This window comes from Embleya sp. NPDC055664, from assembly GCF_053618075.1.
This window is the reverse complement of the sequence record NZ_JBSHGZ010000005.1, coordinates 167082-190603: the sequence shown is the minus strand read 5'-3', so window position 1 is coordinate 190603 and position 23522 is coordinate 167082. Positions and strand designations below refer to the sequence as shown.

General features: G+C 72.0%; 25 protein-coding genes. 4 read left to right on the top strand and 21 right to left on the bottom strand.

Annotated features, from left to right (window positions below; genetic code table 11):
• Positions 1-7 precede the first annotated feature (7 nt).
• The 6 genes from panD to ACWGR4_RS11015 all read right to left on the bottom strand — a co-directional run bounded on the left by panD (position 8) and on the right by ACWGR4_RS11015 (position 4626).
• A complete protein-coding gene (gene panD / locus ACWGR4_RS11040) occupies positions 8-439 on the bottom strand; it encodes an aspartate 1-decarboxylase (protein ID WP_395793821.1) in 432 nt (143 codons plus the stop codon).
• Positions 436-1296 (bottom strand): pantoate--beta-alanine ligase, encoded by an 861-nt coding sequence (panC, locus tag ACWGR4_RS11035; RefSeq protein WP_452131601.1) that lies wholly within the window; start codon positions 1294-1296, stop codon positions 436-438. The genes panD and panC overlap by 4 nt, the downstream gene beginning before the upstream one ends.
• Positions 1293-2231, bottom strand: a complete 939-nt coding sequence (locus tag ACWGR4_RS11030) for a Rossmann-like and DUF2520 domain-containing protein (RefSeq protein WP_452131602.1) — start codon at positions 2229-2231, stop codon at positions 1293-1295. The genes panC and ACWGR4_RS11030 overlap by 4 nt, the downstream gene beginning before the upstream one ends.
• A gap of 64 nt (positions 2232-2295) precedes the next feature.
• Positions 2296-2733: a hypothetical protein gene (locus ACWGR4_RS11025; RefSeq protein WP_452131603.1), complete on the bottom strand. Its 438-nt coding sequence runs from the start codon at positions 2731-2733 to the stop codon at positions 2296-2298.
• Positions 2734-2951: 218 nt separating this feature from the next.
• Positions 2952-4133, bottom strand: coding sequence for a cytochrome P450 (locus ACWGR4_RS11020; RefSeq protein ID WP_452131604.1), 1182 nt, complete (start codon positions 4131-4133; stop codon positions 2952-2954).
• A 34-nt stretch (positions 4134-4167) separates the two neighbouring features.
• Positions 4168-4626: a 2,4'-dihydroxyacetophenone dioxygenase family protein gene (locus ACWGR4_RS11015; protein WP_452131605.1), complete on the bottom strand. Its 459-nt coding sequence runs from the start codon at positions 4624-4626 to the stop codon at positions 4168-4170.
• Between the two features lie 211 nt (positions 4627-4837).
• Between ACWGR4_RS11015 and ACWGR4_RS11010 the strand changes: the two genes are divergently transcribed.
• Positions 4838-5647: an SDR family NAD(P)-dependent oxidoreductase gene (locus tag ACWGR4_RS11010; protein ID WP_379999035.1), complete on the top strand. Its 810-nt coding sequence runs from the start codon at positions 4838-4840 to the stop codon at positions 5645-5647.
• 65 nt (positions 5648-5712) lie between these two features.
• Here the strand turns inward: ACWGR4_RS11010 and ACWGR4_RS11005 are convergent, their stop codons facing one another.
• The 3 genes from ACWGR4_RS11005 to ACWGR4_RS10995 all read right to left on the bottom strand — a co-directional run bounded on the left by ACWGR4_RS11005 (position 5713) and on the right by ACWGR4_RS10995 (position 8937).
• A complete protein-coding gene (locus tag ACWGR4_RS11005) occupies positions 5713-6411 on the bottom strand; it encodes a response regulator (protein ID WP_078976573.1) in 699 nt (232 codons plus the stop codon).
• Positions 6408-7640, bottom strand: a complete 1233-nt coding sequence (locus ACWGR4_RS11000; RefSeq protein ID WP_379999032.1) for a sensor histidine kinase — start codon at positions 7638-7640, stop codon at positions 6408-6410. Before ACWGR4_RS11000 ends, ACWGR4_RS11005 begins: the two co-directional genes overlap by 4 nt.
• A gap of 118 nt (positions 7641-7758) precedes the next feature.
• A complete protein-coding gene (locus ACWGR4_RS10995) occupies positions 7759-8937 on the bottom strand; it encodes a sensor histidine kinase (protein WP_379999030.1) in 1179 nt (392 codons plus the stop codon).
• A gap of 107 nt (positions 8938-9044) precedes the next feature.
• On the opposite strand from ACWGR4_RS10995, the gene ACWGR4_RS10990 reads away from it, so the two are divergent.
• Positions 9045-9998: an SAM-dependent methyltransferase gene (locus ACWGR4_RS10990; RefSeq protein ID WP_452131606.1), complete on the top strand. Its 954-nt coding sequence runs from the start codon at positions 9045-9047 to the stop codon at positions 9996-9998.
• A 532-nt stretch (positions 9999-10530) separates the two neighbouring features.
• Here the strand turns inward: ACWGR4_RS10990 and ACWGR4_RS10985 are convergent.
• From ACWGR4_RS10985 to ACWGR4_RS10975, 3 genes are read right to left on the bottom strand one after another with little or no spacing between them, the layout of a single operon-like run.
• Positions 10531-11784, bottom strand: a complete 1254-nt coding sequence (locus ACWGR4_RS10985) for a CaiB/BaiF CoA transferase family protein (protein ID WP_379999026.1) — start codon at positions 11782-11784, stop codon at positions 10531-10533.
• 36 nt (positions 11785-11820) lie between these two features.
• Complete coding sequence (locus tag ACWGR4_RS10980; protein ID WP_452131607.1) at positions 11821-13224, bottom strand: PH domain-containing protein; 1404 nt, start codon at positions 13222-13224, stop codon at positions 11821-11823.
• A complete protein-coding gene (locus ACWGR4_RS10975) occupies positions 13221-13718 on the bottom strand; it encodes a PH domain-containing protein (protein WP_101897100.1) in 498 nt (165 codons plus the stop codon). Before ACWGR4_RS10975 ends, ACWGR4_RS10980 begins: the two co-directional genes overlap by 4 nt.
• A 70-nt stretch (positions 13719-13788) precedes the next feature.
• Between ACWGR4_RS10975 and ACWGR4_RS10970 the strand changes: the two genes are divergently transcribed.
• On the top strand, positions 13789-14940 hold the full coding sequence (locus tag ACWGR4_RS10970; RefSeq protein ID WP_379999021.1) for an NADH-quinone oxidoreductase subunit D: 1152 nt from the start codon (positions 13789-13791) through the stop codon (positions 14938-14940).
• A 46-nt stretch (positions 14941-14986) separates the two neighbouring features.
• Here ACWGR4_RS10970 and ACWGR4_RS10965 read toward each other — a convergent pair whose 3' ends face one another.
• The 4 genes from ACWGR4_RS10965 to ACWGR4_RS10950 all read right to left on the bottom strand — a co-directional run bounded on the left by ACWGR4_RS10965 (position 14987) and on the right by ACWGR4_RS10950 (position 19091).
• Positions 14987-16555 (bottom strand): hypothetical protein, encoded by a 1569-nt coding sequence (locus ACWGR4_RS10965; RefSeq protein WP_452131608.1) that lies wholly within the window; start codon positions 16553-16555, stop codon positions 14987-14989.
• A gap of 177 nt (positions 16556-16732) precedes the next feature.
• On the bottom strand, positions 16733-17629 hold the full coding sequence (locus ACWGR4_RS10960; protein ID WP_379999015.1) for an ABC transporter substrate-binding protein: 897 nt from the start codon (positions 17627-17629) through the stop codon (positions 16733-16735).
• A 50-nt stretch (positions 17630-17679) separates the two neighbouring features.
• A complete protein-coding gene (locus ACWGR4_RS10955) occupies positions 17680-18354 on the bottom strand; it encodes an ABC transporter permease (RefSeq protein ID WP_379999013.1) in 675 nt (224 codons plus the stop codon).
• Positions 18351-19091, bottom strand: coding sequence for an ABC transporter permease (locus ACWGR4_RS10950; RefSeq protein WP_395794436.1), 741 nt, complete (start codon positions 19089-19091; stop codon positions 18351-18353). The genes ACWGR4_RS10955 and ACWGR4_RS10950 overlap by 4 nt, the downstream gene beginning before the upstream one ends.
• A gap of 168 nt (positions 19092-19259) precedes the next feature.
• On the opposite strand from ACWGR4_RS10950, the gene ACWGR4_RS10945 reads away from it, so the two are divergent.
• Positions 19260-20408 (top strand): ABC transporter ATP-binding protein, encoded by a 1149-nt coding sequence (locus tag ACWGR4_RS10945; protein WP_379999011.1) that lies wholly within the window; start codon positions 19260-19262, stop codon positions 20406-20408.
• A gap of 48 nt (positions 20409-20456) precedes the next feature.
• Here the strand turns inward: ACWGR4_RS10945 and ACWGR4_RS10940 are convergent, their stop codons facing one another.
• From ACWGR4_RS10940 to folP, 5 genes are all read right to left on the bottom strand, one after another.
• Positions 20457-20921: a DUF3180 domain-containing protein gene (locus ACWGR4_RS10940; protein WP_078976563.1), complete on the bottom strand. Its 465-nt coding sequence runs from the start codon at positions 20919-20921 to the stop codon at positions 20457-20459.
• Positions 20918-21508 carry a 2-amino-4-hydroxy-6-hydroxymethyldihydropteridine diphosphokinase gene (folK, locus tag ACWGR4_RS10935; RefSeq protein WP_452131609.1) on the bottom strand — a complete coding sequence of 197 codons (591 nt, stop codon included), beginning with the start codon at positions 21506-21508 and terminating at the stop codon, positions 20918-20920. The genes ACWGR4_RS10940 and folK overlap by 4 nt, the downstream gene beginning before the upstream one ends.
• Positions 21505-21867, bottom strand: coding sequence for a dihydroneopterin aldolase (folB, locus tag ACWGR4_RS10930; RefSeq protein ID WP_379999989.1), 363 nt, complete (start codon positions 21865-21867; stop codon positions 21505-21507). The genes folK and folB overlap by 4 nt, the downstream gene beginning before the upstream one ends.
• Positions 21868-22061: 194 nt before the next feature.
• Positions 22062-22526 carry a nuclear transport factor 2 family protein gene (locus tag ACWGR4_RS10925; protein WP_379999009.1) on the bottom strand — a complete coding sequence of 155 codons (465 nt, stop codon included), beginning with the start codon at positions 22524-22526 and terminating at the stop codon, positions 22062-22064.
• Positions 22523-23407 carry a dihydropteroate synthase gene (folP, locus tag ACWGR4_RS10920; protein ID WP_379999007.1) on the bottom strand — a complete coding sequence of 295 codons (885 nt, stop codon included), beginning with the start codon at positions 23405-23407 and terminating at the stop codon, positions 22523-22525. The genes ACWGR4_RS10925 and folP overlap by 4 nt, the downstream gene beginning before the upstream one ends.
• Positions 23408-23522 lie beyond the last annotated feature (115 nt).

Here is a 23522-nt window from a genome sequence, read left to right as displayed (position 1 = left end):
GGCGCGTTCACGACGTGGTCCGGACGGGGGCCACGCGGTCGCCGCGCACGGTCTCCCCGCCGGGCAGCGCCTCGGCCGGGTCGTGCCCGGTGCCGGTGATCGTGTTGGCCGCGTCGACGAACACCACGCGCGGCTTCATCGCCCGCGCCTCGGCGTCGGTGACCTGCGCGTACGCGATGATGATCACCAGGTCGCCGGTGTGCACCAGCCGTGCCGCGGCGCCGTTGATGCCGATCACGCCGGTGCCGCGCGGGCCCGCGATCGTGTACGTCTCCAGGCGGGCGCCGTTGTCGATGTCGACCACGTGCACCAGTTCGCCGGGCAGGATGTCGGCGGCTTCGAGCAGATCCTCGTCGATGGTGATGGATCCGACGTAGTGGAGGTCCGCCTGCGTGATCGTCGCGCGGTGGATCTTGGACTTGAACATCGTGCGCATCATGACCGGGGGACTCCCGTGATCGTCAGGCGGGCGTTGTCGATGAGGCGGGTGGTGCCGACGCGGGCCGCCAGCGCCAGGATCGCCGGGCCCGCGTGGTCCGCGGCCACCGGGGTGAAGTCGTCGGGATCGACCAACTCCACGTAGTCGGGCTCGAGTACGGCCCGCAGCACCCCCTCGGCCGCGGCCCGCACCGCCGCCGCGCCGTCGGCGGCGCGCCCGGCGCCCGCGTCGAGCGCGCGCCCGAGGGAGAGCGCGATCTCCCGCTCGGACGCGGAGAGATAGCGGTTGCGGCTGGACCGGGCAAGTCCGTCGGGTTCGCGGACGGTGGGCACGCCCACGATCTCGACGGGGAAGTTCAGATCGCGCACCATACGCCGGATCAGCGCCAGTTGCTGGGCGTCCTTCTCGCCGAAGAAGGCGACCTTCGGGTCGGTCAGGTGCAGCAGCTTGGCCACCACGGTGAGCATGCCGTCGAAGTGGCCGGGGCGGGAGGCGCCTTCGAGGACCGCGCCGGTGGGTCCGGCGGTGATCCGCACCTGCGGCTCGCCGCCCGGATACACCTCGTCCACCGACGGCGCGAACACCACGTCGGCGCCCGCCCGCGCGCTCACCGCCAGGTCGGCGTCCAGGGTGCGCGGGTAGCGGTCCAGGTCCTCCCCCGCGCCGAACTGGAGCGGGTTGACGAACACGGTGACCACCACGTGTCCGGCCGGGCCGACGAACGCACGCGCGGCGTGGATCAGCGCGGCGTGCCCCTCGTGCAGCGCGCCCATCGTCATCACCACCGCGCGCAGTCCGTGCGGGCGGGTGTCCTCGGCGAGTTCGGCCGCGGTCCGGGCCAGTCGCACATCGGTCACGGTCGGCCTCCCTCGGCCAGTACACCGAGCAGCGCCTCGGCCGCCTCGGCCTTGAGCAGCCCGGCGTTGAGCGCGCGGTCCGCGGTCAGCCGGGCCATCGCCACGTAGGCGGCCAGCGCCTCGGGCGAGACCCGACGCAGCTCGGCAACGTGCGCGGCCACCGTGCCCGCGTCGCCGCGCGCCACCGGACCGGTCAGCGCGTGGTCGCCGGCGCGCAGCGCGTTGTCCAGGGCGGCGCCGAGCAGCGGCCCGAGCATCCGGCCCGGGGCCCGCACGCCGGCCGCGCCGAGCAGTTCGATCGACTGCGCGACCAGAGTGACCAGGTGGTTCGCGCCGTTGGCCAGGGCCACGTGGTAGAGCGCGCGGTCCTGCTCCTCGATCCACTCGGGCTCGCCGCCCATCTCCACCACCAGCGCCTCGGCGACCGGTCGCAGCACCTCGGGCGAGGTGACCCCGAAGGAGCAGCCGGCCAGCCGTTCCAGGTCGACGGTGCTGCCGGTGAAGGTCATCACGGGGTGCAGCGCGAGCGGCAACGCGCCGGCGCGGGTGGCCGGCTCCAGGATGGCGACGCCGTAGCGCCCGGAGGCGTGCACCAGGAGTTGACCGGCCTTGATCGCCCCGGTCTCGGCCAGGCCGTGCACCAGGGCTTCCAGCGCGTCGTCGGGCACGGTCAGCAGGGTCAGGTCGGAGGCCGCGATGACCTCCTGCGGGGTGACCAGCGGGACACCCGGGAGCAGTTCCTCGGCGCGGCGCCGGGATGCCTCGGAGACGCCGGAGGCGGCCACCACCGAGTGCCCGGCGAGGGCGAGGGCGGCGGCCAGGGTCGGGCCGACGCGGCCGGTGCCCACCACGCCCACGCGCAGCCGCGCGGGGCGGTCGGCGGGGTCGGGCGGGCGGCCGTGCGGATACGGGCGTGCGGTGATGTCGTTGTTCACGCGAGCGAGCCTTCCGTTCCAGTCCGCGGCGGGTACCGGACGAGTACTGGCCCGATCAGGGTACTCACGCGCCGGGCGGACCGGTCCCCGGGATGGTCGGCGGGTGGGCCGGCCGCGGACTCGGCGCCGGCCACCGGTAGCGGGAGGCACCGGCCGCGTAGGAGGCCCGCAGGGCGACCTTGCGGCGGATCAGCTCCGGTCCGCGCATGCCGATCGCGCCGAGCGCGGTGAGCACGAGGCCGGTCAGCAACATCGTGCCGGTGACCACCCGGGCGACCCGCACGCTGCGCGGACCGCCCTGGGTCTGCAGCGAGTAGGCGGACGGGCTCGCTCCGTCGCCTCGGGGCGCGGATTCCACCGACGCGACGGCGCTACTGCGCTCGGGTGACGGAGCGGGAGCCGGGCCGGCGTCCAGGGCTCCGGCCGCCGCGACGATCCCGACCGCGGCGACCGCGAGCGCACAGCGGCGTCCCGCGCGTATGACCAGTTGACGGCTGCCCATGGGAAGCCTCCCGGAGACCGGTGCCGATGAAACCGAGTACGAGCCTGTGCGGGCCGGGTACGAGGATTCGGCCCTCTTCACCTTCCCCGAGTCGATCGTCTATGTGTCCCCTTTCGACCCGTGTCGCATGCCTGTCACGCTCCGGGAAACCGGAAAAAGCGCATGCGGAGACCCCCGGCGGGCCCGGCCCGCCCGGGGTCACCCTCGGTCGTCGTTCGCTACCCCAGCCGCACCGGCAGCCGGGTGAGCGCGTTGTTGAGGTTGGAGCACAACCGCTCGGGCTCGCCGGTCCGCTCGATCACGGGATGCGCCGCGAGCAGCTCCTCGAAGAACACCCGGCCCTCCAGTCGGGCGATGTGCACGCCCAGGCAGAAGTGCTCGGCGAAACCGAAGGACAGGTGCGGATTGGGCCTGCGAGTGATGTCGAAGCGCTGCGGGTCGGCGAAGACGTCCTCGTCGCGGTTGGCCGAGGTGTAGTACATCGCCACCTTCTCGCCCGCCCGGATCCGCACACCGCGCAGTTCGGTGTCCCGGGTGGCGGTGCGGCGGAAGTAGTGCAGCGGGTTGGCCCAGCGCAGGATCTCCTCCACCGCGCCCGGCACCAGCGCCCGATCCGCGCGCAGCGCGGCGAGCTGGTCGGGGTGGGCGAGCAGCGCGTCCAGCCCGGCGGAGAGCATCGTCTTGGTGGTGTCGTTGCCCGCGGTCACCAACTGCACGAAGAACCGGCCGAAGTCGAGGTCGGTCATCATCCGGCCGCCGAACTCGGACTCCAGGATCAGCGACGTGATGTCCGCGCGCGGCTCCTCGATCCGGCGCCGCGCCGCGAAGCCCATCGCGTAGCGGGCCATCTCGATCGCCGCCGTGCCGCCCTCGCCCGCCGTGTTGCGTTCGGCGAGCGCGTGGATGTGGTCCCAGTCCGCGGCCGGCAGGCCCATCAGCTCGCCGATCACCTGGGTGGGCAGCCCGGAGGTGACGTCGTGCACGAACTCGACCTCGCCGCCGCCCACCCGGGCCAGGATTTCCCGGCAGATGGCCCGGATCCGATCCTCCATGCCGCCGACGACCCGCGCGGTGAAGGACTTGACCAGCGGCTTGCGGTAGGCCCGGTGCCGCGGCGGATCCATCGAGAGCAGCGTGCCGCGAAGCGCCTCCAGGCGGTCCGGTTCGAGGTCCTCGACGAGGATCCCGCCGGCCTCGGCGGAGAAGATTTCGGGGTGTTGCGAGACGTACTCGACGTCGGCGTGCCGCAGCACCGCCCAGTAGCCCGGCTGCCCCGGGATGTCCTGCCAGTACACCGGCCGGGTCCGGCGCAACTCGGCGAACAGCGCGTGCGGCGGGCCGTCCACGTACCGCTCGGGGTGGTACAGGTCCGGTTCGGCCCGCTCGGCGATGGCGGTCATCGTGCCCCCTCGCAATCTCGACTCGCGGACATCCTCAACCCACCAGCACGTTCGGCCGGCCGAAACCCTGCGCCTCGCACAGCGCGCGGTAGGCCCGCAGGGTGCCGGGACCGTCGGTCACCGAGGTGATGTTCCCGTCCGCGTCCAGGTTGAGGTTGGCGCCGTACATCTGGAACCAGACCCGGGTGTCCGGCTCCACGCAGGTGAGCGTGTGCACCGAACCGGCGGGCTCGTACAGGAACGAGCCGGCCCGGTTGACGTAGTCGTACTCGGCGTACTTCCACGCGCCCGAGGTGGTGTAGCCGTACACGGGTCCGGTGTGCCGGTGCGTCTCGACCGCGAAGCCGGGCTGGAAGACGTTCTCCACGATCCACAGGCCCTCCTCCTCCTTGACGCACAACACCTTGAGCTTGTTGCCGCCGCCGATGTCGACGAACGGCAGGTCGTCGACGCCGAGGTGGACGGCGGGGCGGCCGGGTGCGCTGGTGGTCATGCGATCTCCTTGGTCATGGCGGGTCCCCCGGGACGGGCGCCGCGTCCGCGGCGGCGCGACAGCATGTCTGTAACGGTGTAACAGCATGCCTCGAACGGCGCCGAGTTTCGAGGGCCGCGCAGGATGGGCAACACCATCGATCGCACGCGTACGCGCGGGGACACGTGCGGCGACGGGCACAGGGGACGGGTACAGGGGATGGGGAGCGGAGATGGGACAGCTCGACGGACGAGTCGCCGTGGTCACCGGCGGCGCCGACGGGATCGGCCGCGCGTGTTGTGAGCGCTTCGCCGAGGAGGGCGCCGACATCGTGGTCGCCGACGTGCGCGACGAGGCCGCGATGGACACCATCGAGGCGGTCGAGAAGCGCGGCCGACGGGCCACCTACATGCACACCGACCCGAGCAGTCCGACCGACACCGGGACGGTGATGCAGCACGCGATCGACACGTTCGGCGCGATCGACGTGCTGGTCACCGCGGCGGGCATCACCACGGCCGACCACGTCGGCGGCCGGCGCCGGCGGGCCGCCCCGGTCGAGTCGGACCCGATCAGGCGGTTCACCGACAGCCCGCTCGCCGAGTGGCAGCGGGTGCTGGACGTGAACCTGACCGGCACGCTCCTGGCGGTCCAGGCCGCCGCCCGCTGGATGGTCGCCCGGGGCCGGCGCGGCTCGATCATCACCGTCGCCTCGATCGCCGCGCGCCACCCCGAGACCGGCGGGCCGGGCTACGCGGTGTCCAAGGCGGGCGTGTGGATGCTGACCAAGCAGGCGGCCCTCGCGCTCGGCCCGGCCGGGATCCGGGTCAACGCGATCGGCCCGGGCTTCATCGAGACCAACATGACCGCGGTCCTGCGCGGCGTGCCGGAGCTGGAGCAGCGGCTGCTCGGCAGCGTGCCGCTGGGCCGGATGGGCACCGCGCGCGAGGTGGCCAACGCGGCGCTGTTCCTGGCGAGCGACCAGTCGTCCTACTTCACCGGCGAGATGTTGCACCCGGACGGCGGCTTCTACACCGACTGACCCGGCCGAGCCGACCAAGCCGGCCGGGTGCGCGGGCCGGGCGGTCGGCCCGCGCGCCCGGGAGGCTACCGGCCGCGGGCCTTGACCAGGCCGGTTTCGTACGCCAGCACCACGACCTGGACCCGGTCGCGCAGCCCGAGCTTCATCAGGATCCGACCGACGTGCGTCTTGATGGTCGCCTCGGACAGGAACAGCCGCTGCGCGATCTCCGCGTTGGACAGGCCCTGGGCGACCAGCATCATCACCTCCAGCTCGCGCTCGGTCAGCGCGTCCACCACGTCCGGGCGGGGCTCGTGGTCGCTGGGCAGGATCGGCGCGAACCGGTCGAGCAGGCGCTTGGTCGTGCTCGGCGCCACCACCGCGTCGCCCGAGGCCACCGCCCGGATCCCGGACAGCAGCTCCGGCGGCGGCACGTCCTTGAGCAGGAAGCCGCTCGCCCCGGCCTTGAGCGCGGCGAACGCGTACTCGTCGAGGTCGAAGGTGGTCAGCATGAGCACCTTGGGCCGCACCCGACCCTCGGGCAGCACCAAGGCGTTCTCCCCACCGTCCGCGCAGATCCGGCGGCACGCCTCGACGCCGTCCATGCGCGGCATCCGCACGTCCATCAAAACCACGTCGACGTCGACGTGCCGCAGCTTGTCGAGCGCCTCGACGCCGTCGCCGGCCTCGGCCACCACGCTCATGTCCGGCTGCGCCTGCAACACCATGGTGAAGCCGGTCCGCAACAATTCCTGGTCGTCTACCAGCATCACCTTGATGCTCACTGGGCTCCTTGAAGAGTCGTTCGGGACGGGCCTGCGGCGGCGGACGCGGAATCGGACCGGCCGGCGTAGGGCAGCATCGCACTGACCGACCACCCGCCGCCGACGGTGGGGCCGGTCCGCAACCGGCCGCCCAGCATCGCGACCCGCTCGCGCATGCCGACCAGGCCGTGCCCCATGCCGTCGCCCGGCGCCGCCGCGCCCCGCCCGTCGTCGCTGATCTCCATCTCCAGGCCGGCCTCCCCGTAGCCGACACCGACCTTCGCGGTGACGTCGGGGCCGCCGTGCTTGCGGGTGTTGGTCAGCGCCTCCTGGACGATCCGGTACGCGGTCAGCGCCACGCTCTGCGGCAATTCGACCGGCACGCCCGCGACCGTGAGCTCCACGTTCAGGCCGGTGGTGCGCACCTGCTCGACCAGTTCGTCGAGTTGCTCGACGCCGGGCTGCGGCACGTACGCCTCGGTCTCGCTCTGCGAGCGCAGCACGCCCAGGAGGCGGCGCATCTCGGCCAGCGCCTCGCGTCCGGTCGCCGCGATCGTGCCCAGCGCCTCACGGGCGCGATCCGGCGCCGCGTCGATCGCGTACGCCGCGCCGTCGGCCTGCACCACCATCACCGACACGTTGTGCGCCACCACGTCGTGCAACTCGCGGGCGATCCGGGCCCGCTCGGCCGCGGCGGCGATCTGCGCCTGCTGGTCGCGCTCGAACTCGAGCCGGGTGGCCCGCTCCTCCAACTCGGCGTAGAACGCCCGCCGGGTACGCATCGAATCGCCCAGCACCCATGCGATGGCGAGCAGGACCACGGTGAACGTGAGGCCGAAGAGGTTGGCCTTGAACGAGGATTCGGCCGAGGAGGGGAACCGGGCGAGCAGTACGGCCGGCCCGATCAGGGTCATCGCCAGGCCGGCCCGGGAGAGCCAGCGCGGGCCCGATTTGGCGGCGGTGTACAACGACACGAGCATCGCGTAGTTGGCGGCGGTGATCGTGTTGTCCCAGACCAGCTGCATCAACCCGCCGACCACGACCAGCGCGGTGGCGGTGAACGGGCGCACCCGGTGCAGCATCATGCCCAGGCTGAGCAGCGTGGTCAGGAGCAGCCACCACCATGTGGGGGCGTCCGAGCTCGACCCGTCGGAGAAGACCTGAAGCACACCGAGGCCGAAGACCGGAATCGTGCACACCGAGTCGACCCACAGGGGGTGTGCTCGCAGCCACGCGTAGATTCGTTGCACACTTCGACGCTACGTGGGCCCCGCCCGACGCGCGTCCACCGACTTACCGAATCATCCCTCCGCCACAAGTCGCACCCCGCGCCGGGTGCGTCTCGCTCCGGAGGCCGGCCGGATCGGCTCAGGCACCGTCCGCGGGTCGTACCGGCAGCAGCGCGCGCACCTGCCAACCGCCGCCGGGTGCGGGCCCGGTCTCCAGTCGGCCGCCGAACATCGCGACCCGCTCGCCCATGCCGACCAGGCCGTGCCCCATCCCGTCGCCCGGCGCCGCCGCGCCGCGCCCGTCGTCGCCGACGTCCAGTTCGACGTCGTCGCCCAGGTAGCGCAGCCGCACCAGCGCCTTGACGTTCGGGCCGCCGTGTTTGCGGGTGTTGGTCAGGGCCTCCTGGACGATCCGGTACACGGTCAGCGCCACGCCCTGGGACAGCTCGACCGGCACCCCTTGCACGGTCAGGTCGACCGGGAGGCCGGCGTTGCGGACCCGGTCGAGGAGGTCCTCCAGCTGTTCGACGCCCGGTTGCGGGACGTAGGTGTCGGTCTCGGTCTGCGAGCGCAGCACGCCGAGCAGGCGACGCATTTCGGCCAGCGCCTCGCGCCCGGTCGAGGAGATCGTGCCCAGCGCCTCGCGGGTCAGCTCGGGCGCGTTGTCGAGCGCGTAGGCGGCGCCGTCGGCCTGGACGACCATCACCGACACGTTGTGCGCCACCACGTCGTGCAGCTCGCGCGCGATCCGGGCCCGCTCGCCGGCCGCCGCGATCTGCGCCTGCTGGTCCCGCTCGCGCTCCAGCCGATCGGCCCGGTCCTCCAACTCGACGTAGTAGGCCCGCCGGGTGCGCATCGAGTCGCCCAGCACCCAGCCGATCACGAACGGGCCCATCAGCAGCAGCGTGAAGAAGATCACCCCGGTGGCGCCGACGTCCGGGTTGTCCCACCAGCGCAGCACCGCCGCGATCGGCGCGAGCACGCCGGCGACCAGCGCCGTGCGCGAGACCCAGCGCGGGCTGTACGCGGCGGCGCTGTAGGCGATCGCGGGCATCGCCAGTGCCTCCAGGCCCGGCGCCACGTCGTCGAAGAGCTGGAAGATCCCGATCACGAGGGTGGCCACCAACGCGAGGGTGGGATTGCGCCGGCGGATCAGCAGCACCAGCGACATCGCGCCGAGCGCGACCAGGTGCGGCACGTCGGGCGGACCGGGTTGATCGATGATCACCTCGAACCCGCCGAACATGAGCAGCAGCAGCGCCCACGCCCCGTCGACGAGCAGGGGGCGCCCACGGAGCCAGGCGTACAGGTGATGCACACAGGCAGGGTAGACGGGCACACACGTTCGCCCACACTCCGGACGGATCGCCACGGACCCGACCTCGATCGCACGGCAGCATCGGCGGGCCGGTACCGTCGGGTGCGATGGAACGATGGCTGACCTGGCAGGAAGCCACCCGTCGGGCGCTGTACGGAGCAGAGGGCTTCTACCGCCGGGCCGAGGGGCCGGCCGGGCATTTCCGCACCTCGGTACACGCCTCCCCGCTGTTCGCCCGGGCGCTGGCGGACCTCGCGGCGGCCTCGGGCCTGGACACCGTGGTGGACGTGGGCGCGGGGCGCGGCGAGTTGTTGATCGCGCTGTGCCGGATCGCGCCGCATCTGGAGTCGGTCGGCGTCGACGTCGCCGACCGCCCCGAGGTGTTGCCGCCGTCGATCGGTTGGGGGCCGGAGATCCCGGCCGGCCGGAATGTGCTGCTGGTCGCCAACGAGTGGTTGGACAACATCCCCGTCGACGTGGTCGAGGTGGACGCGCGCGGGGTGGTGCGGGTGGTCGAGGTGGACGTGCGCACCGGTCACGAGCGGCTCGGCGCACCGGTCGGCGGCGAGGACGCGCGCTGGCTGGAGCGGTGGTGGCCGCTGGGGGACGCGCGGCCGGGGCGTCGGGCGGAGATCGGCGCGCCCCGGGACGCGGCGTGGGCGCGGGCGGTCGGGCGGCTGGAGCGGGGGGTCGCGGTCGCGATCGACTACGGGCACGTGGGCGGGGGGCGACCGCCGTACGGGTCGCTGGCGGGGTATCGACAGGGCCGCCAGGTGCCGCCGGTGCCGGACGGCACGTGCGACGTGACGTGCCATGTGGCGATGGACGCGGTGGCGGCGGCGGGCGAGGCCGCGGGGGCGGGCGGCACGGTCCTGACCACCCAGCGACACGCGCTGCGCGCACTGGGCGTAACCGGGCAACGCCCACCCTACGCACTCGCCCGCACCGACCCGACCGCATACCTGTCGGCCCTCCGCGACGCAGGCGAAGCCGGCGAACTCACCGCCAGGGGCGGCCTGGGCGACTTCCACTGGCTGACCCAAACAGCCCCCACCCGGTGACTCCGCGCCGAACCGGGCAAACAGCGGCAACGGGCAGAGTCCGCGCCAGGACGGCACGCAAGGCCGGGGCGGAACGGGCAGCGCGTATAGCCAAGCCGAACGCAACGGCACGTGAGACCGGGTCGGCCCACGAGCCCAACCTCACCACCCAACACAAGCGCCCCCCGACCGGCACCAACGGCACCCCAACCAACACAATCCAGCCCGGCCGGCACGGGCGGCACCCCAACCCAACCGACACAATCCAGCCCGGCCGGCGTTTGAGGCCACCCCAGCCCAACCAACGCATGAGCCGGACCCAGCCACACAAGCCCGACCCGGCCAACGTTCAAGGCCCGCACATGAAGCGCGCCCCACTCACCCCGACCGACACCGGCGGCACCCCAACCCAACCGACACAATCCAGCCCGGCCGGCGTTTGAGGCCACCCCAGCCCAACCGACACATGAGCCGGGCCCGGCCACACAAGCCCACCCCGGCCCTGCCCACGCCCAACGCGCGCGCCGCGTGGGCGCGGCCCCGCGCCGTGGGGTCAGCTCGCGCCGAGTGCGCCCGCTGCACGGAGTTCGGCGATCTTGGCCTCGTCGTACCCGAGCAGGTCCGCGAGGACGGCCGCGCTGTGCTCGCCCACCGTCGGTGCCCGCTCCGGCACGGGAAGCGTCTCGCCGACGAACTTGATCGGCGACGGCAGTTGCTCGCAGCCGAGCCGATCCTGACCGATCCACGGGAACCTGTGCCGGAACTGCGGGTCCTCGGCGATCGTCTGCGGCGTGTTCACCGGCGCGATCGGCGTGTTCGCCTCGTTGCCGAACTCGATCCACTCGCGCGCGGTTCGCGTGGCGAAGATGTCCCGCAGGATGCCCCGCAGTTCGACGTTGCCGACCGCGTGGTCCGCGTACTTCGAGCCGGGCCAGCGCTCGAACAGGTCGGCCCGGTCCACCGCCTCGCAGAAGTTCTTCCACAACGACTGCTCGGACGCCATGAACAGCACGTGCCGGTCGTCCTTCGTCGCGTAGATCTGGTACCGGACGCCCTTCTCCATGCCACCGGTGCCGGGCGCCCGCCGGGCGTAGCCGTCCGACTTGTTCCCCGTCACCTCGGACTCGGGCCGCTCGTACGCCTTCCAGGTCTCGCTGCGCAGCCAGTCCATCGACGCGGCGGCGTCCGACTGCGCGATGTCGATCATGCCGCCCTCACCGGTGGCCCGGGCCCGGATGATGCCCGCGAGCACGCCGAGCGCGCCGAACATCGGACCGGCGTGGATGCCGATCGAGGCGTGCTCGGGCAGGTACGGGAAGCCGTCCTCGTCGATCGCGGGCTTGACCACCCCGGCCCAGGTGTCGTAGGCCACACCGTGGCTGGGCATGTCCCGGTACGGACCGGTGGCGCCGTAGCCGGAGATCGTGCAGAAGACGATCCTCGGGTTGATCTTCCGCAGGTCCTCGAAGCCGATCCCGCGGCGCGCCAGCCCGCCCGGCCGCATCGCCTCGATCACCGCGTCGGCGTCCTTGACCAGCGCCTTGAAGGTCTCGATCGCCTCCGGCTTGCGCAGGTCCAGCACCAGCGACTTCTTGCCGCGGTTGACGTGGAGGTGCATCAGCGAGGTGCCCTCCACGATCGGCCACGTCATGTCGCGGATGTAGTCCCCCTGCGGCGGCTCGATCTTGATCACCTCGGCGCCGAGGTCCACCAGCGACGAGGTGATCGCGGCCGGTCCCAGCATCGAACATTCGATGATGCGAACCCCCGCGAGCGGGGCCCCACCCTTCGACTCGACCTGACTCATCGCTGCCTCCCTGCGAATATGACGATGCGTCAGATATTAACCGGCGCCCTCGCCGAGGGAAGAGGCGGAACCTGACGAGCTGTCAGATGCCCCCTGGATCCAGCGTTCCGTGCCCGCTCCACGACGCCCTGTACGCGAGCGTTCGGCCTGTTCCGCGACAATCGTCTCCGCCTCCACCGCGTCCCGTCGGGCCGCCCGCACGTGTACCGGGCCCGGGGTCGAGTCGAGGTGCACCGTGGCCAGGCCCAACCGGCGCTCCCACGGTCCCTGGGTGCGTCGTACGCTCTGCACCTTCGCGTGCGGGATCACGTCGAGGATCCGGTGGAAGCGCCCGCTGCGCGCGACGAACACCTCGGCGTCCGCACCGTAGGCGTAGGCCGACCAGCCCACCGGGTCGCGCCGGCGGGCCCGGCGCGGAGCCGGGATCAGCTCGATCGTGTCGATGTCCACACCCGGCAGGATCTGGCCGAGCAGCCCGTGGGCGACCGCGCGCGGCGCCACCGGCAGCAGGATCGTCTCCTTGGCGTCCGTGTCCTTGCCGCCGTAGCCGGCCACGTTGATCTCGACCCGGACCCAGCCGGGCAACCGCCACAACCACGGCTGCACGATCCGCACCGCCTGGACCCGACCGGGCGGCACGGTCTGATGCCGCTGTTCCAGCAGCCCGTGCCGCAACCGCAACCCGTCCGGCGAGCGCGCCACGGTGAAGTCGAAGTTGCGGATCACCCGGCCCGCGGTGAACTGCCACGCGGCCAGGAACAACGGCAACGTGCCGAACACGAAAGCGAGTTCGTGCAGTACGAAGGCCAACACCAGGATCGCCACGCTCGGCGCCAACGCGGCCCACGTGCCCACCGACAGCAGTACCGAGCCGACCACCGCCGACAGCGGCACCGCCACCAACGGCTGCTCGGGCGCCTCCCCCACGTCCGGCCGCACCCCGGCGGCGCGCGCGAGCAGTTCGGCCCGCAACCGCTGCGCGTCGGCCTCGCCCAGATAGGACAGACTCGCCTCGGCCTTGTCCCCTCCCGCCACCTGCAACTGCAACTCCGCCAGCCCGAACAACCGGGCCACCAGCGGACGCACCACGTCGACCGCCTGGAGCCGGGACAGGCGCACGTGCCGGGTCCGGCGGAACACCATCCCGGAATCGATCCGCAGGTCGTCGCCCTCGATCCGGAACGTGGTGAACCACCACGACAGATAGCCGTAGGCGAACGCGAGCGGCACCAGCACGCCGAGCCCGATGATCAACCGACTCGGGGTCGCCCAGCCGGAGTTGACGTTGTGCACCACCACGCCGAGGCAGGCCGCGATGACCACCCAGCCGCGCGCGGGCGGGGTCAGCGGGTGCAGCCGACGCGGCTCGACCGTCGGCGCGCCCGGCCGCTCGCCCTGCTGTTCGACCGACGGCTCCACCGGTCGTTCGTCGCCGGTCACAGCCCCGCCGATCGGGCCTCGCCCAGCGCCGCGAGCCGGTCGCGCAAGCGCGCGGCCTCGGCGGGCGGCAGGCCGCGTACCCGTGCGTCGGAAGAGGCCGACGCGGTGTGCAGGGTCACCGTGGCGATCCCGAAGTGCCGCTCCAGCGGACCCGCCGCGACGTCCACGAACTGCATCCGCCCGTACGGCACCACCACCAGCCTGCGCAGCAGCACGCCGTGTTCGATCAGGAGGTCGTCGGCCCGCTCCGCGTAGCGCCACGAACGCTGGTTGCGCCGGATCAGCGGGAGCGCCCAGGCCCCGAAGCCGGCCACACCCACCACGAACACCGCGCCCGCCCACCACACGACCAGCCACCCGAGCAGGCCGCCGCCGAGTATCGCGAACAGGATGCACACGCCGAACAGCAGCGCCCGACGCATCCGGTACAGCTGTTCCGAAACGGAACGCCAGTCGAGGTCGGGGGGTGCCAGGGCGTCGTCGGCCGGTTTCATAGGGGCAACCTTCCCAGGTGGGCACACAAGGGTGCGAAGGAGGCCGCGACTACTGGCAGACTCAGGGTCCATGACCGCCAGGACCGTGGGCGTGGGTATCGGCGCCGACCAGCTCGACACGACCGACATGGTGCTCAACATCGGGCCCCAGCACCCCTCCACGCACGGCGTGTTGAGGTTGCGACTCGTGCTCGACGGCGAGCGGATCGTCTCCGCAGAGCCGATCGTCGGCTACATGCACCGGGGCGCGGAGAAGTTGTTCGAGGTCCGCGACTACCGGCAGATCGTGATGCTCGCCAACCGGCACGACTGGTTGAGCGCGTTCGCGAACGAGCTGGGCGTGGTGCTCGCGGTGGAGCGCATGCTGGGCATGGAGGTGCCGCAGCGCGCGGTGTGGGCGCGGACCCTGCTCGCCGAGCTGAACCGGGTGCTCAACCATCTGATGTTCCTCGGCTCGTATCCGCTGGAGCTGGGCGCGATCACCCCGATCTTCCACGCGTTCCGCGAGCGCGAGGAGATCCAGGCGGTGATGGAGGAGATCTCCGGCGGTCGTATGCACTTCATGTTCAACCGGGTCGGCGGCCTCAAGGAGGACCTGCCGGCGGGCTGGACCGGGCGGGTGCGGCACGCGGTGGCGACGGTGCGCACCCGGCTGGCCCGGCTCGACGACCTGGTCTCCGACAACGAGATCTTCCGCGCCCGCACCCGGGGCGTGGGCGTACTGACGCCGGCCGTGGTGGCGGCGTACGGGGTCAGCGGGCCGATCGCGCGCGCCTCGGGGGTCGACTTCGACCTGCGCCGGGACGAGCCGTACCTGGCCTACGGCGAGCTGACCGACGTACTGCGCGTGGTCACCCGCGAAGAGGGCGACTGCCTGGCCCGCTTCGAATGCCTGCTGGAGCAGGTACACGTGAGCCTGGACCTCGCCGACGCGTGTTGCGACCGGCTCGACGGCCTCCCGCAGGGGCCGGTGAACCTGCGGCTGCCGAAGGTACTCAAGGCGCCCGAGGGTCATACGTACGCGTGGACCGAGAACCCGCTCGGCCTGAACGGCTACTACCTGGTGTCCCGGGGCGAGAAGACCCCGTGGCGGCTCAAGCTGCGCTCGGCGTCGTACAACAACGTGCAGGTGCTCGGCGAGGTGCTGCCGGGCTGCCTGATCGCGGACATGGTGGCGATCCTGGGCTCGCTGTTCTTCGTCGTCGGCGACATCGACAAGTAGGCGGACCCGCCGGGATCCGTCGGGTCCGCCTACAGCCGGACAGGGCCTAGGCGTGCTTGCGGATGTCGATGCGGGGGATTTCCTCGGTGTCGTCGTGCGCGGTGAGGTCCACCGGGAGCGGCTTGCGCTGCGTGGCTCCGGTGGGGGTCCGGCCGGGCTCGGCGGGGGCGAAGCGCACACCCTGGCCACGGTGTACCGGCGCGGGCTGTGCGGCCGGGGCCTCGGCCTCGGCGTGCACCGGGTCGGCGATCCGGTCGGCCTCGATGTCGTCGGTCTCGGGCGCGACGTCGGCCGGCTCGACCGGGTCCACGTGCGGGCGGCCGGCGATGAGCGCGTCGTAGCGCGCGTCGGAGCCGAACAGTTCGTCGGTGAGGAAGCCGGTGGCCTCCGGCTCGGCCAGGGGCGCACGCGGCGCGAAGAAGTCGAACCGTCCGGACGCACCGGCGCCGGCCACCCGACGGGTCACCTCGAGCACCTTGTCCCGCACCATCCGGGTCACCTCGGCGGTCTCGGCGGCGACGGGCACGCTCGCGGGGCTCTCGACGCCGGGTGTGTCCGCGGCTTCGGTCACGGCGGGTACATCCGCGGAGCCCCCGGTGACCGGGACGTCGGCCGGCGCCTCGGCGGCACGCGGTTCCGCGACGGGCGCAGCCGCCTCGGGCGTGGTCCCGGCGCCGGCGGGCTGCTCGGCGACGCGAACGGCCTCGGTGTACCGGGTGAGTTCGGTGGGCGGCGCGATCGGCGCCATGGGCCGCGCGGCCGCAACGGCCGGCACGGTCTCGGATCCAAGCACGGTCGCGGCCACGGGCGTCGGCGCAGCCGCAGGTCCGGACTCGGCATCAACCGCCGCCGCAGGCAGGGGCGTTGCCTTGGTCACGGCCGCAATCGCAGGCTCGGGCACACCGGCCTTCCCGGACCCAGGCGTCGACGCCGGCACGGCATCGGACTCGGACGCGGCGCCCGCCCGGGACGCACCGGCCTCCGGCATCGCCCGCACGCCCGCCGCAGGCGCGACGCGCCGCTCGTCGCTGCGCACCGCCTCGTTCGCGGCCGCCGCGACCGCGGCCGCCGGCGCGACCGGAGGCCGTACGCCCGACCGCGCACCCGGGCCGAACATCGAGGCGGCATAGGCCCGAACCAGGTCCGGCGAGGACACCGGAGGTCGCCGCACGGCCGGCACGATGGACGGCGCCGTGGGCCGGGCCCCACCACCGCGGCGGTCCAGCAGATCGAGCACGGCCGCGGCCCGCGCGAACAGATCGGGGGTCAACTGCTGCGGACGCGAGGTCAGATGCTCGGCGGCCACGTCCAGAACCAGCCCGTGTTCCTCGGCCCGCTCGACGGCCAGCCGCAGTTCCTCGGCCATGCGCTCGCGCTCGCGACGCCGCGCGATGCTCTCCTCGGCCAGACGCCGCTGGTGCGCGGTGCTCCCGCGAACCACCCACGCGACCGCACCGACGGCGGACGACACACCGAGCAGCACGGCGATTCGAAGGGTGTTCGCACCCCCCGCGACCACCGCCAGCACGACGGCGACCAGCGCCGGTGCGCATATGGCGGCAAGCAGGGATATGCGTGTGGCGGTCGAGACCGAGCGATGGCGTCCACGGGGCATATGGAGACGTTAGCGCGCACACGGTGTTCGGCTCGGTGCGGGGGCTGTCGTGCGCGCGTGTCGTTTTCCGCCTTCGCTACCCGCAACTCCGCTCGAAACGGCCCCGAACACCGGCCGGTCATATGCAACTCCGGCCGGCGTCGGGGTATTTGCCGGTGACGAGGTTTTACCGAAAAATCAGATCAGGTTCTTCGACTTCAGGTATGCCTTCGCCACATCGGCCGGCTTCTTGCGGTCCTCGTCGACCTGCTTGTTCAGCGCGGTCAGGTCCTCGGTGGTGAGCACCGGGGCGAGCTTGTTCACCAGCGGCAGGATCTTGTCCGCCTTGCCCGAGTTGACCACCGGAAGCACGTTGTCGGCGTTCTGCAGCTTCTTGTCGTCGGTGAGCACGACGAGACCGAACTGGTCCAGGGTGGCGTCGGTGGAGGTGGTCAGGACCAGTTGGTCGCTGCCGTTCTTGACCGCCTGCTTGGCGGCGGTGGTACCGACGCCGAGCGGGTCCACGCCGGAGACCTTGATGCCGTACGTCTTCTCCAGGCCCGGTGCGCAAAACGGCCGCGTCTTGCACTCCTCGCCCGCCGCGATCTTCACATCGACGCCGGCCTTGCCGAGGTCCGACAGCGTCTTGAGGTTGTACTTCGCGGCGAAGTCCTTGGTCACCGCGAACGCGTTCTGGTCCACCGCCTGCGAGGGTTCGCCGCTCTTGAGCCCGGCCGGACCCGCGAGCGTGTTCAACGCGGCGACGGTGGCCGTCACATCGGGCGAGGCGACCGGAGCCGCGTCGGGGCCGTTCTTCTTGCGGTTCAGGAATTCCGCCATGGTCGCCGCGTATTCCGGCACAACCGCGATCTTGCCCTTCTCCAGCTCGGGTTCGTAGAGCTCACGGTTCTTCACCGTCTTGATGCTCGCCTTCACCCCGCCCTTGTCGAGCAGCTGTTTGTACATCTGCGCCAGGATCTCGGACTCGGTGAAGCCGGCCGAACCGACCGTCGTCTTGTCGTCGTCCGAGGACGAACACCCCGTCGCGCCCACCAGGAAGACCAGCGAGAGTCCCGCCGCCACACCGACCGTCATACCCGTTCCACCGCGCCGCTTCGGCATGCGATGCACCGCCCTTTCCGTTCTCACGAGGTCACACCGCCACGCGGTGTCCGGGCCGTGAACCGCTGCACGAGCGCGAACAGGCCCTCCACCACCAGAGCCAACGCGGCCACGAGGAAGGCCCCCGCGACTACTTGACCGTTGTCCTGCAGGTCGAAACCGGCCGTGACGATGCGCCCGAGACCGCCCCCCGCGACCAGTGCCGCGAGTGTTGCCGTGGCAACAACCTGAACGGCACACGTACGAATTCCCGTCATGATCAACGGAAGCGCAAGCGGGAGCTCGACGCGCAGCAACATCTGGCCGCCGGTCATGCCCATGCCGCGCGAGGCCTCGACCACGTCCCGGTCCACTCCGCGCATGCCGACGTAGGCGTTGGTGAGCACCGGCGGGATCGCGAACAGCACCAGCGCGATGATCGTCGCGGTGTCGCCCATGCCGATCGGACTGAGCCCGAGCAGCACGAGCACCGCGAACGTGGGGATGGCCCGGCCGATGTTGGAGATGTTGATCGCGAGCGCGCCGCCCCGACCCAGATGACCCAGCCACAGTGCGATCGGCAACGCGATGGCGACCGAGATCAGCACGCACACCACGGTCAGCAGGACATGTTCGGTGAGTCGGTTCCATACCCCGCTCTCGCCGCTCCAGTTCGCACCGTCGGCCAACCAGTCCCAGGCGTCTCCCAGTACGGTCACGCCGCCGCCCCCGCTCGTGTGTCGACCTCGGCGGTCGGCGCGGACACGAGCGGCAACCGCCGCTTGCGGCCGCCCGCCCGCTCCCACGGCGTCAACAACCGCTGTACGCCCAGCAACAGCAGGTCCGCCACGATCGCCAGCGCCACGCACAACACCGACGCGGTGAGCACCTGCGCCCTGAACAGCGTGTCGATGCCCGAGTAGATGAGATTGCCGAGGCCGCCCGAGCCGACGATCGCGCCGACCGTGGTGAGCGCGACCGTGGACACCGTGGCAACTCGCACGCCCGCCATGATCGCGGGCAGCGCGAGCGGCAGTTCGACCTGGAAGAGCAGTCGCCCCGGCCCGTAGCCCATCCCCTTCGCCGCCTCGACCACATCGGGCGGCACCGCCCGCAGACCGGCCAGCATGTTCCGGACCAGGATGGTCAGCGAGTACAGCACCAGACCGATGATCACGGTGGTCTCGGTCAAGCCGGTGAACGGCTGCAAAATAGCGAACATCGCCAGCGAGGGGATCGTGTACAGGATCGTGGTGGAGCCGAGCAGCACGCTGCCCGCCGGGCGCCACCGCCGGGCCGCGAGGGCCATCGGAAACGCGACGAGCACGCCGATCGCCACCGAGACGACGGTCAGATAGATGTGTTCACGCAACGCCGTGGTGATTTCCCCGGAGTACTCGTCGAAGTACTTCCCGCAGATCCACGAGTTGCGCTTCAGGCAGTCACCGGAGGCCACAATCACGGGCGAACAGTACCCAGGCGGTCGGACACGCATGCCCGTGACGGCGGACACACCCGGTGTGCGGGCAGGGGCACCCGGGTACGTTGCCTCCCCTGGGGGTCGGGAAACACTCGGGTCTCCGGACACCTGCCACGACCGCCTGCCATGCCCCGGAGGGCCCCCATGATCCGGCTGGACCGCGTCACCAAGCGGTACCCCGACGGCACCGACGCGGTGGCGGACCTGTCCCTGGACGTCGCCACGGGCGAGCTGGTCACCCTGGTCGGCCCGTCCGGCTGCGGCAAGACCACCACGATGAAGATGGTCAACCGGCTGATCGAGCCCACGTCCGGGCGGATCTTCCTGGACGACGAGGACATCACCCGGGCCGACCCGGTCAAGCTGCGCCGACGGATGGGCTACGTGATCCAGTCCGGCGGCCTGTTCCCGCACCGCACCGTGCTGGAGAACACCGTCACCGTGCCGAGCCTGCTGGGCTGGGACCGCAAGAAAGCCAAGGCACGCGGCGTCGAACTCCTGGAACTGGTCGGCCTGGACCCGGCGAAACTCGGCGACCGCTACCCGCACCAGCTCTCCGGCGGTCAGCGCCAGCGGGTCGGCGTGGCCCGCGCGCTCGCGGCCGACCCGCCGGTGCTGCTGATGGACGAGCCGTTCGGCGCGGTGGACCCGGTGGTGCGCGAGCACCTGCAGACCGAGTTCCTGCGCCTGCAGCAGGAGTTGCGCAAGACCATCCTGTTCGTCACCCACGACATCGAGGAGGCGGTGCGGCTCGGCGACCGTATGGCGGTGTTCTCGATGGGCGGTCGCATCGAGCAGTTCGACACACCCTCCAGCGTGCTCGGCGCGCCCGCCAACGACTACGTCGCCGATTTCGTCGGCGCCGACCGCGGGCTCAAGCGGCTGTCGGTGACCGAGATCACCCCCGACGACCTCGAACTGCCGCCCATCGTGCGCCTGGACGACCCGATGCCGGAGGCGCTGGCGAAGCTGCGCGCGGCCGGCTCGCGCTGGGCGGTGGTGCTCGACGACGCGGGCGATCTGCACGGCTGGGTGGACGACCGGGTGGCCACCGGCACGGTGCGCGACCGGGCCCGGCGGATGGAGGCGTGGGTGCCCGTGCACGCCTCGCTCAAGCAGGCGTTCGGCGAGATGTTGCAGCACGACGCCGGCTGGATCGCGGTGGTGGACGGCGACCGGTTCGTGGGGGTGCTGACCCCGGCGCGGCTGCACGAGGCGCTGCGGCGGTCGATCGGCGCCGAGGAGCGGGACATCCCGCCGGCCGAGGTCGTCCTGGACACCATCGAGGGGTGAGCGGGGCCGGCCGTACCGCCTACCGGATGGTGGGTACCGGCCCCCGATTCACTTGTCCTCGGGATCCTCGGGCACGCGCAGTATGCGCTCCAGGAACAGACACCCGCCGACCAGGAGCACGCCCGCGCCCACCGCGAACGCGCACCGCTGGGCCTGTGCGGAGCGCTCGGTGACCTCCAGGAAGTGCGAGAGGTAAAGCGCGTAGCCGCCGTACAGACCCACCACCAGGGCGCCGACGAGCGAGCCCGCCTTGGCGAAGACCACCGCGCGCGCGGCGACCAGCGGGTCCACCGCGCGCGCGTTCGGGCGCCGCTCGCGCTGCGCCTTCAGCCGCGAGCGCAGCGACAATGCGGTGGCCAGCGCGACCGCGGCCAGGCACAGCAGCACGATGGGCGCCAGGATCGGGACCACGGGCGGTGTCCCGCGCGAGTCCCACAGGTCGATTCCGGCATACGCGATGCCGCCCGCCCCCAGCGCGAGGGCGAGCAGGACGAGCGGGCGCGTGGGCTTCATCGGTCTGCGGTCAGCTCCAGATCGTCACGGCGGTGCACGCCGGCCGGGCCCACCCGCGCGAGCAGGTCGGCGATCGGGCCGTGACCCGGCAGCTCCGCCTCGGGGTCGATGTCGTGCCAGGGCGCGAGCACGAACGAACGCTCGTGCGCGCGCGGATGCGGCAGGGTCAGCCGCGGGTCGTCCTGCGTCACGTGCTCGAACCAGATCACGTCCACGTCGAGCGTGCGCGGTCCCCAGCGCTCGACCCGGACCCGCTGGAACGCCTCCTCGATCGAGTTGGCGCGCTCCAGGATCAGATCCGGGGTGAGCAGCGTGCGCACCTCGACCACCGCGTTGAAGTAGGTGCCCTGCTCGGGGCCGCCCACCGGGTCGGTCTCGTAGACCGGGGATACCCGCAGCAGAGTCACCCCGGGAGTGTCGGCGATCTCGTCGATCGCGCCCTGCAGGGTTTCGAGCCGGTTGCCCAGGTTGCTGCCGAGCGCGAGCACGACCCGGCTCCAGGACAGCTGCGCGCGCTGCGCGGTGGTCTCGGCGGGGCGCTCCGGGGCCGGCTCGCGCGGGGTCCGCGCGGCGGAGATGTCGGTCATCGGTCGCGCCCCCGCACGATGGTCACGGTCACGTCGTCGAACGGGACGGTGATCGGGGCGTCGGGCTTGTGCACGATCACTTCCACCTCCTGCACCAGCGGCCGGGCCAGGCACACGTCGGCGATCCGCTGGGCCAGCGTCTCGATCAGGTCCACCGCATCGCCCTGGACCACGCCGACCACGTCCTCGGCGACCTCGCCGTAGTGGACCGTGAGGGTGAGGTCGTCGGCCCGCGCGGCCGGTCGGGTGTCCACCCCGAGCACGACGTCGACCACGAACGTCTGGCCCTCTTCGCGTTCCTTCGCGAACACTCCATGATTGCCGCGGGCCTTCAGCCCCCGCAGCGAGACGCGGTCCAGCATCAGTCGCCTCCTCGGCGCGTATCCCATCACTGCGCACCCCGAACGGTCGGTCGCCCTTCCGGTCGAGGGGCGGTCGCGCCGACGGCCGGACCACCTCTGTGCGGTACGAATGTACCCAGCGGTCCCGACAGGTTCCGTCGTCCGGGTGCCTCGAACGCACCCGAACGACACCTCGAAGCGGTCGGGACCGGTCAGATCTCCTCTTCGGCGTCGACCTCCGCCATCACCGGCGACGCGTGGTGCAGCCACAACCGCCAGCCCGCGGGGGTGCGCCGGAAGACATTGGTGACCACCGCACGGCCCCCGGCGAAACCCGTCTCGTCGCCGCCGTCCTCCTCGGCCATCCCGGTCAGCATGTTGGCCGTGCAGGACAACACCGCGACCTCGCCGGCCAGCTTGACCTCGACGTCGGTCAGGAAGAACTGCACGTACGCGGTATTGGCCATGATCAGCGCATAGGAGCGCAGGATCTCCGCGCGTCCGTGCAGCGCGGGCCAGCCCGGATGCACACAGGTCACGCTCGACGCGTCGGCGCCGTCGGCCCAGATCGCGCCGAGGGCGTCGATGTCGCCCTCCTCGACGGCCGTCCACAGCGCGAGGTTGACCTCGCGTACCGCGTCCGCCTCGGGCGACGTCTGGTCGTCGATCGGGTTCATCGGGCCTCCTGCCAGGCAGCCGCCACCTTGACCGCGTCGAGCGAAGCGGGCACCTCGTGCACACGGACGGCCCACGCGCCCGCGGCGGCGGCCAGCGCGGAGACCGCGGCCGTCGCGTCGTCGCGCCCGCGGGGTGGGCGCAGTGTGCCGTCCTCGGCGGCGAGCAGCCGCCCCAGGAAGGTCTTGCGGGACGCGGCCACCAGCAGCGGACGACCGAGGTCGTGCAGCGCGTCCAGGTGGGCGAGCAGTGGCCAGTTGTGTTCGGCCGTCTTGGCGAAGCCCAGGCCGGGGTCGAGCACGATCGCGTCGGGATGGACCCCGGCGGAGACCACCTTGTCCATACGCTCGGCGAGTTCGGCGCGCACCTCGGCGACCACGTCGGAGTAGACCGCCCGCTCCTGCATCCCGCGCGAGTGGCCGCGCCAGTGCATGACCACGACGGGCACTTCGCTCTCGGCCACGTAGGCGGCCATCGCCGGATCCGCGAGCCCGCCGCTGACGTCGTTGACCAGCCGGGCGCCGGCCGCCACCGCCGCGCTCGCCACCTCGACCCGGGTGGTGTCCACGCTGACCACCGCGCCGGCCGCGGCCAACTCGCGCACCACCGGCACGACCCGCCGCAGTTCCTCGTCGGCGTCCACCCGACCGGCCCCCGGGCGGGTCGACTCGCCGCCCACGTCGATCAGGTCGGCCCCCTGTTCGATCAGCGCGAGCCCGCGCGTGATCGCGGCCTTCGCGTCGAACCAGAGACCGCCGTCGGAGAACGAATCGGGGGTCACATTGACCACACCCATGACCGCGCACCGGCCGAACTCGGGCAGGCCGCGCACCCTCGGCGGGCGGTCGGGAGCCCGATGGCGCGGGCCGGTCGTCGCTGTCATGGGGAACAGAGTAGGGGGGGGGGGGGGGGGGGGCCGGCGCCCCCCCCCCACAAGCGGCGGGGCGGGGTTAGGGGCCAGCCACGCCGCCCGCCCCGGGGGCGCGGGGGGCGGACGG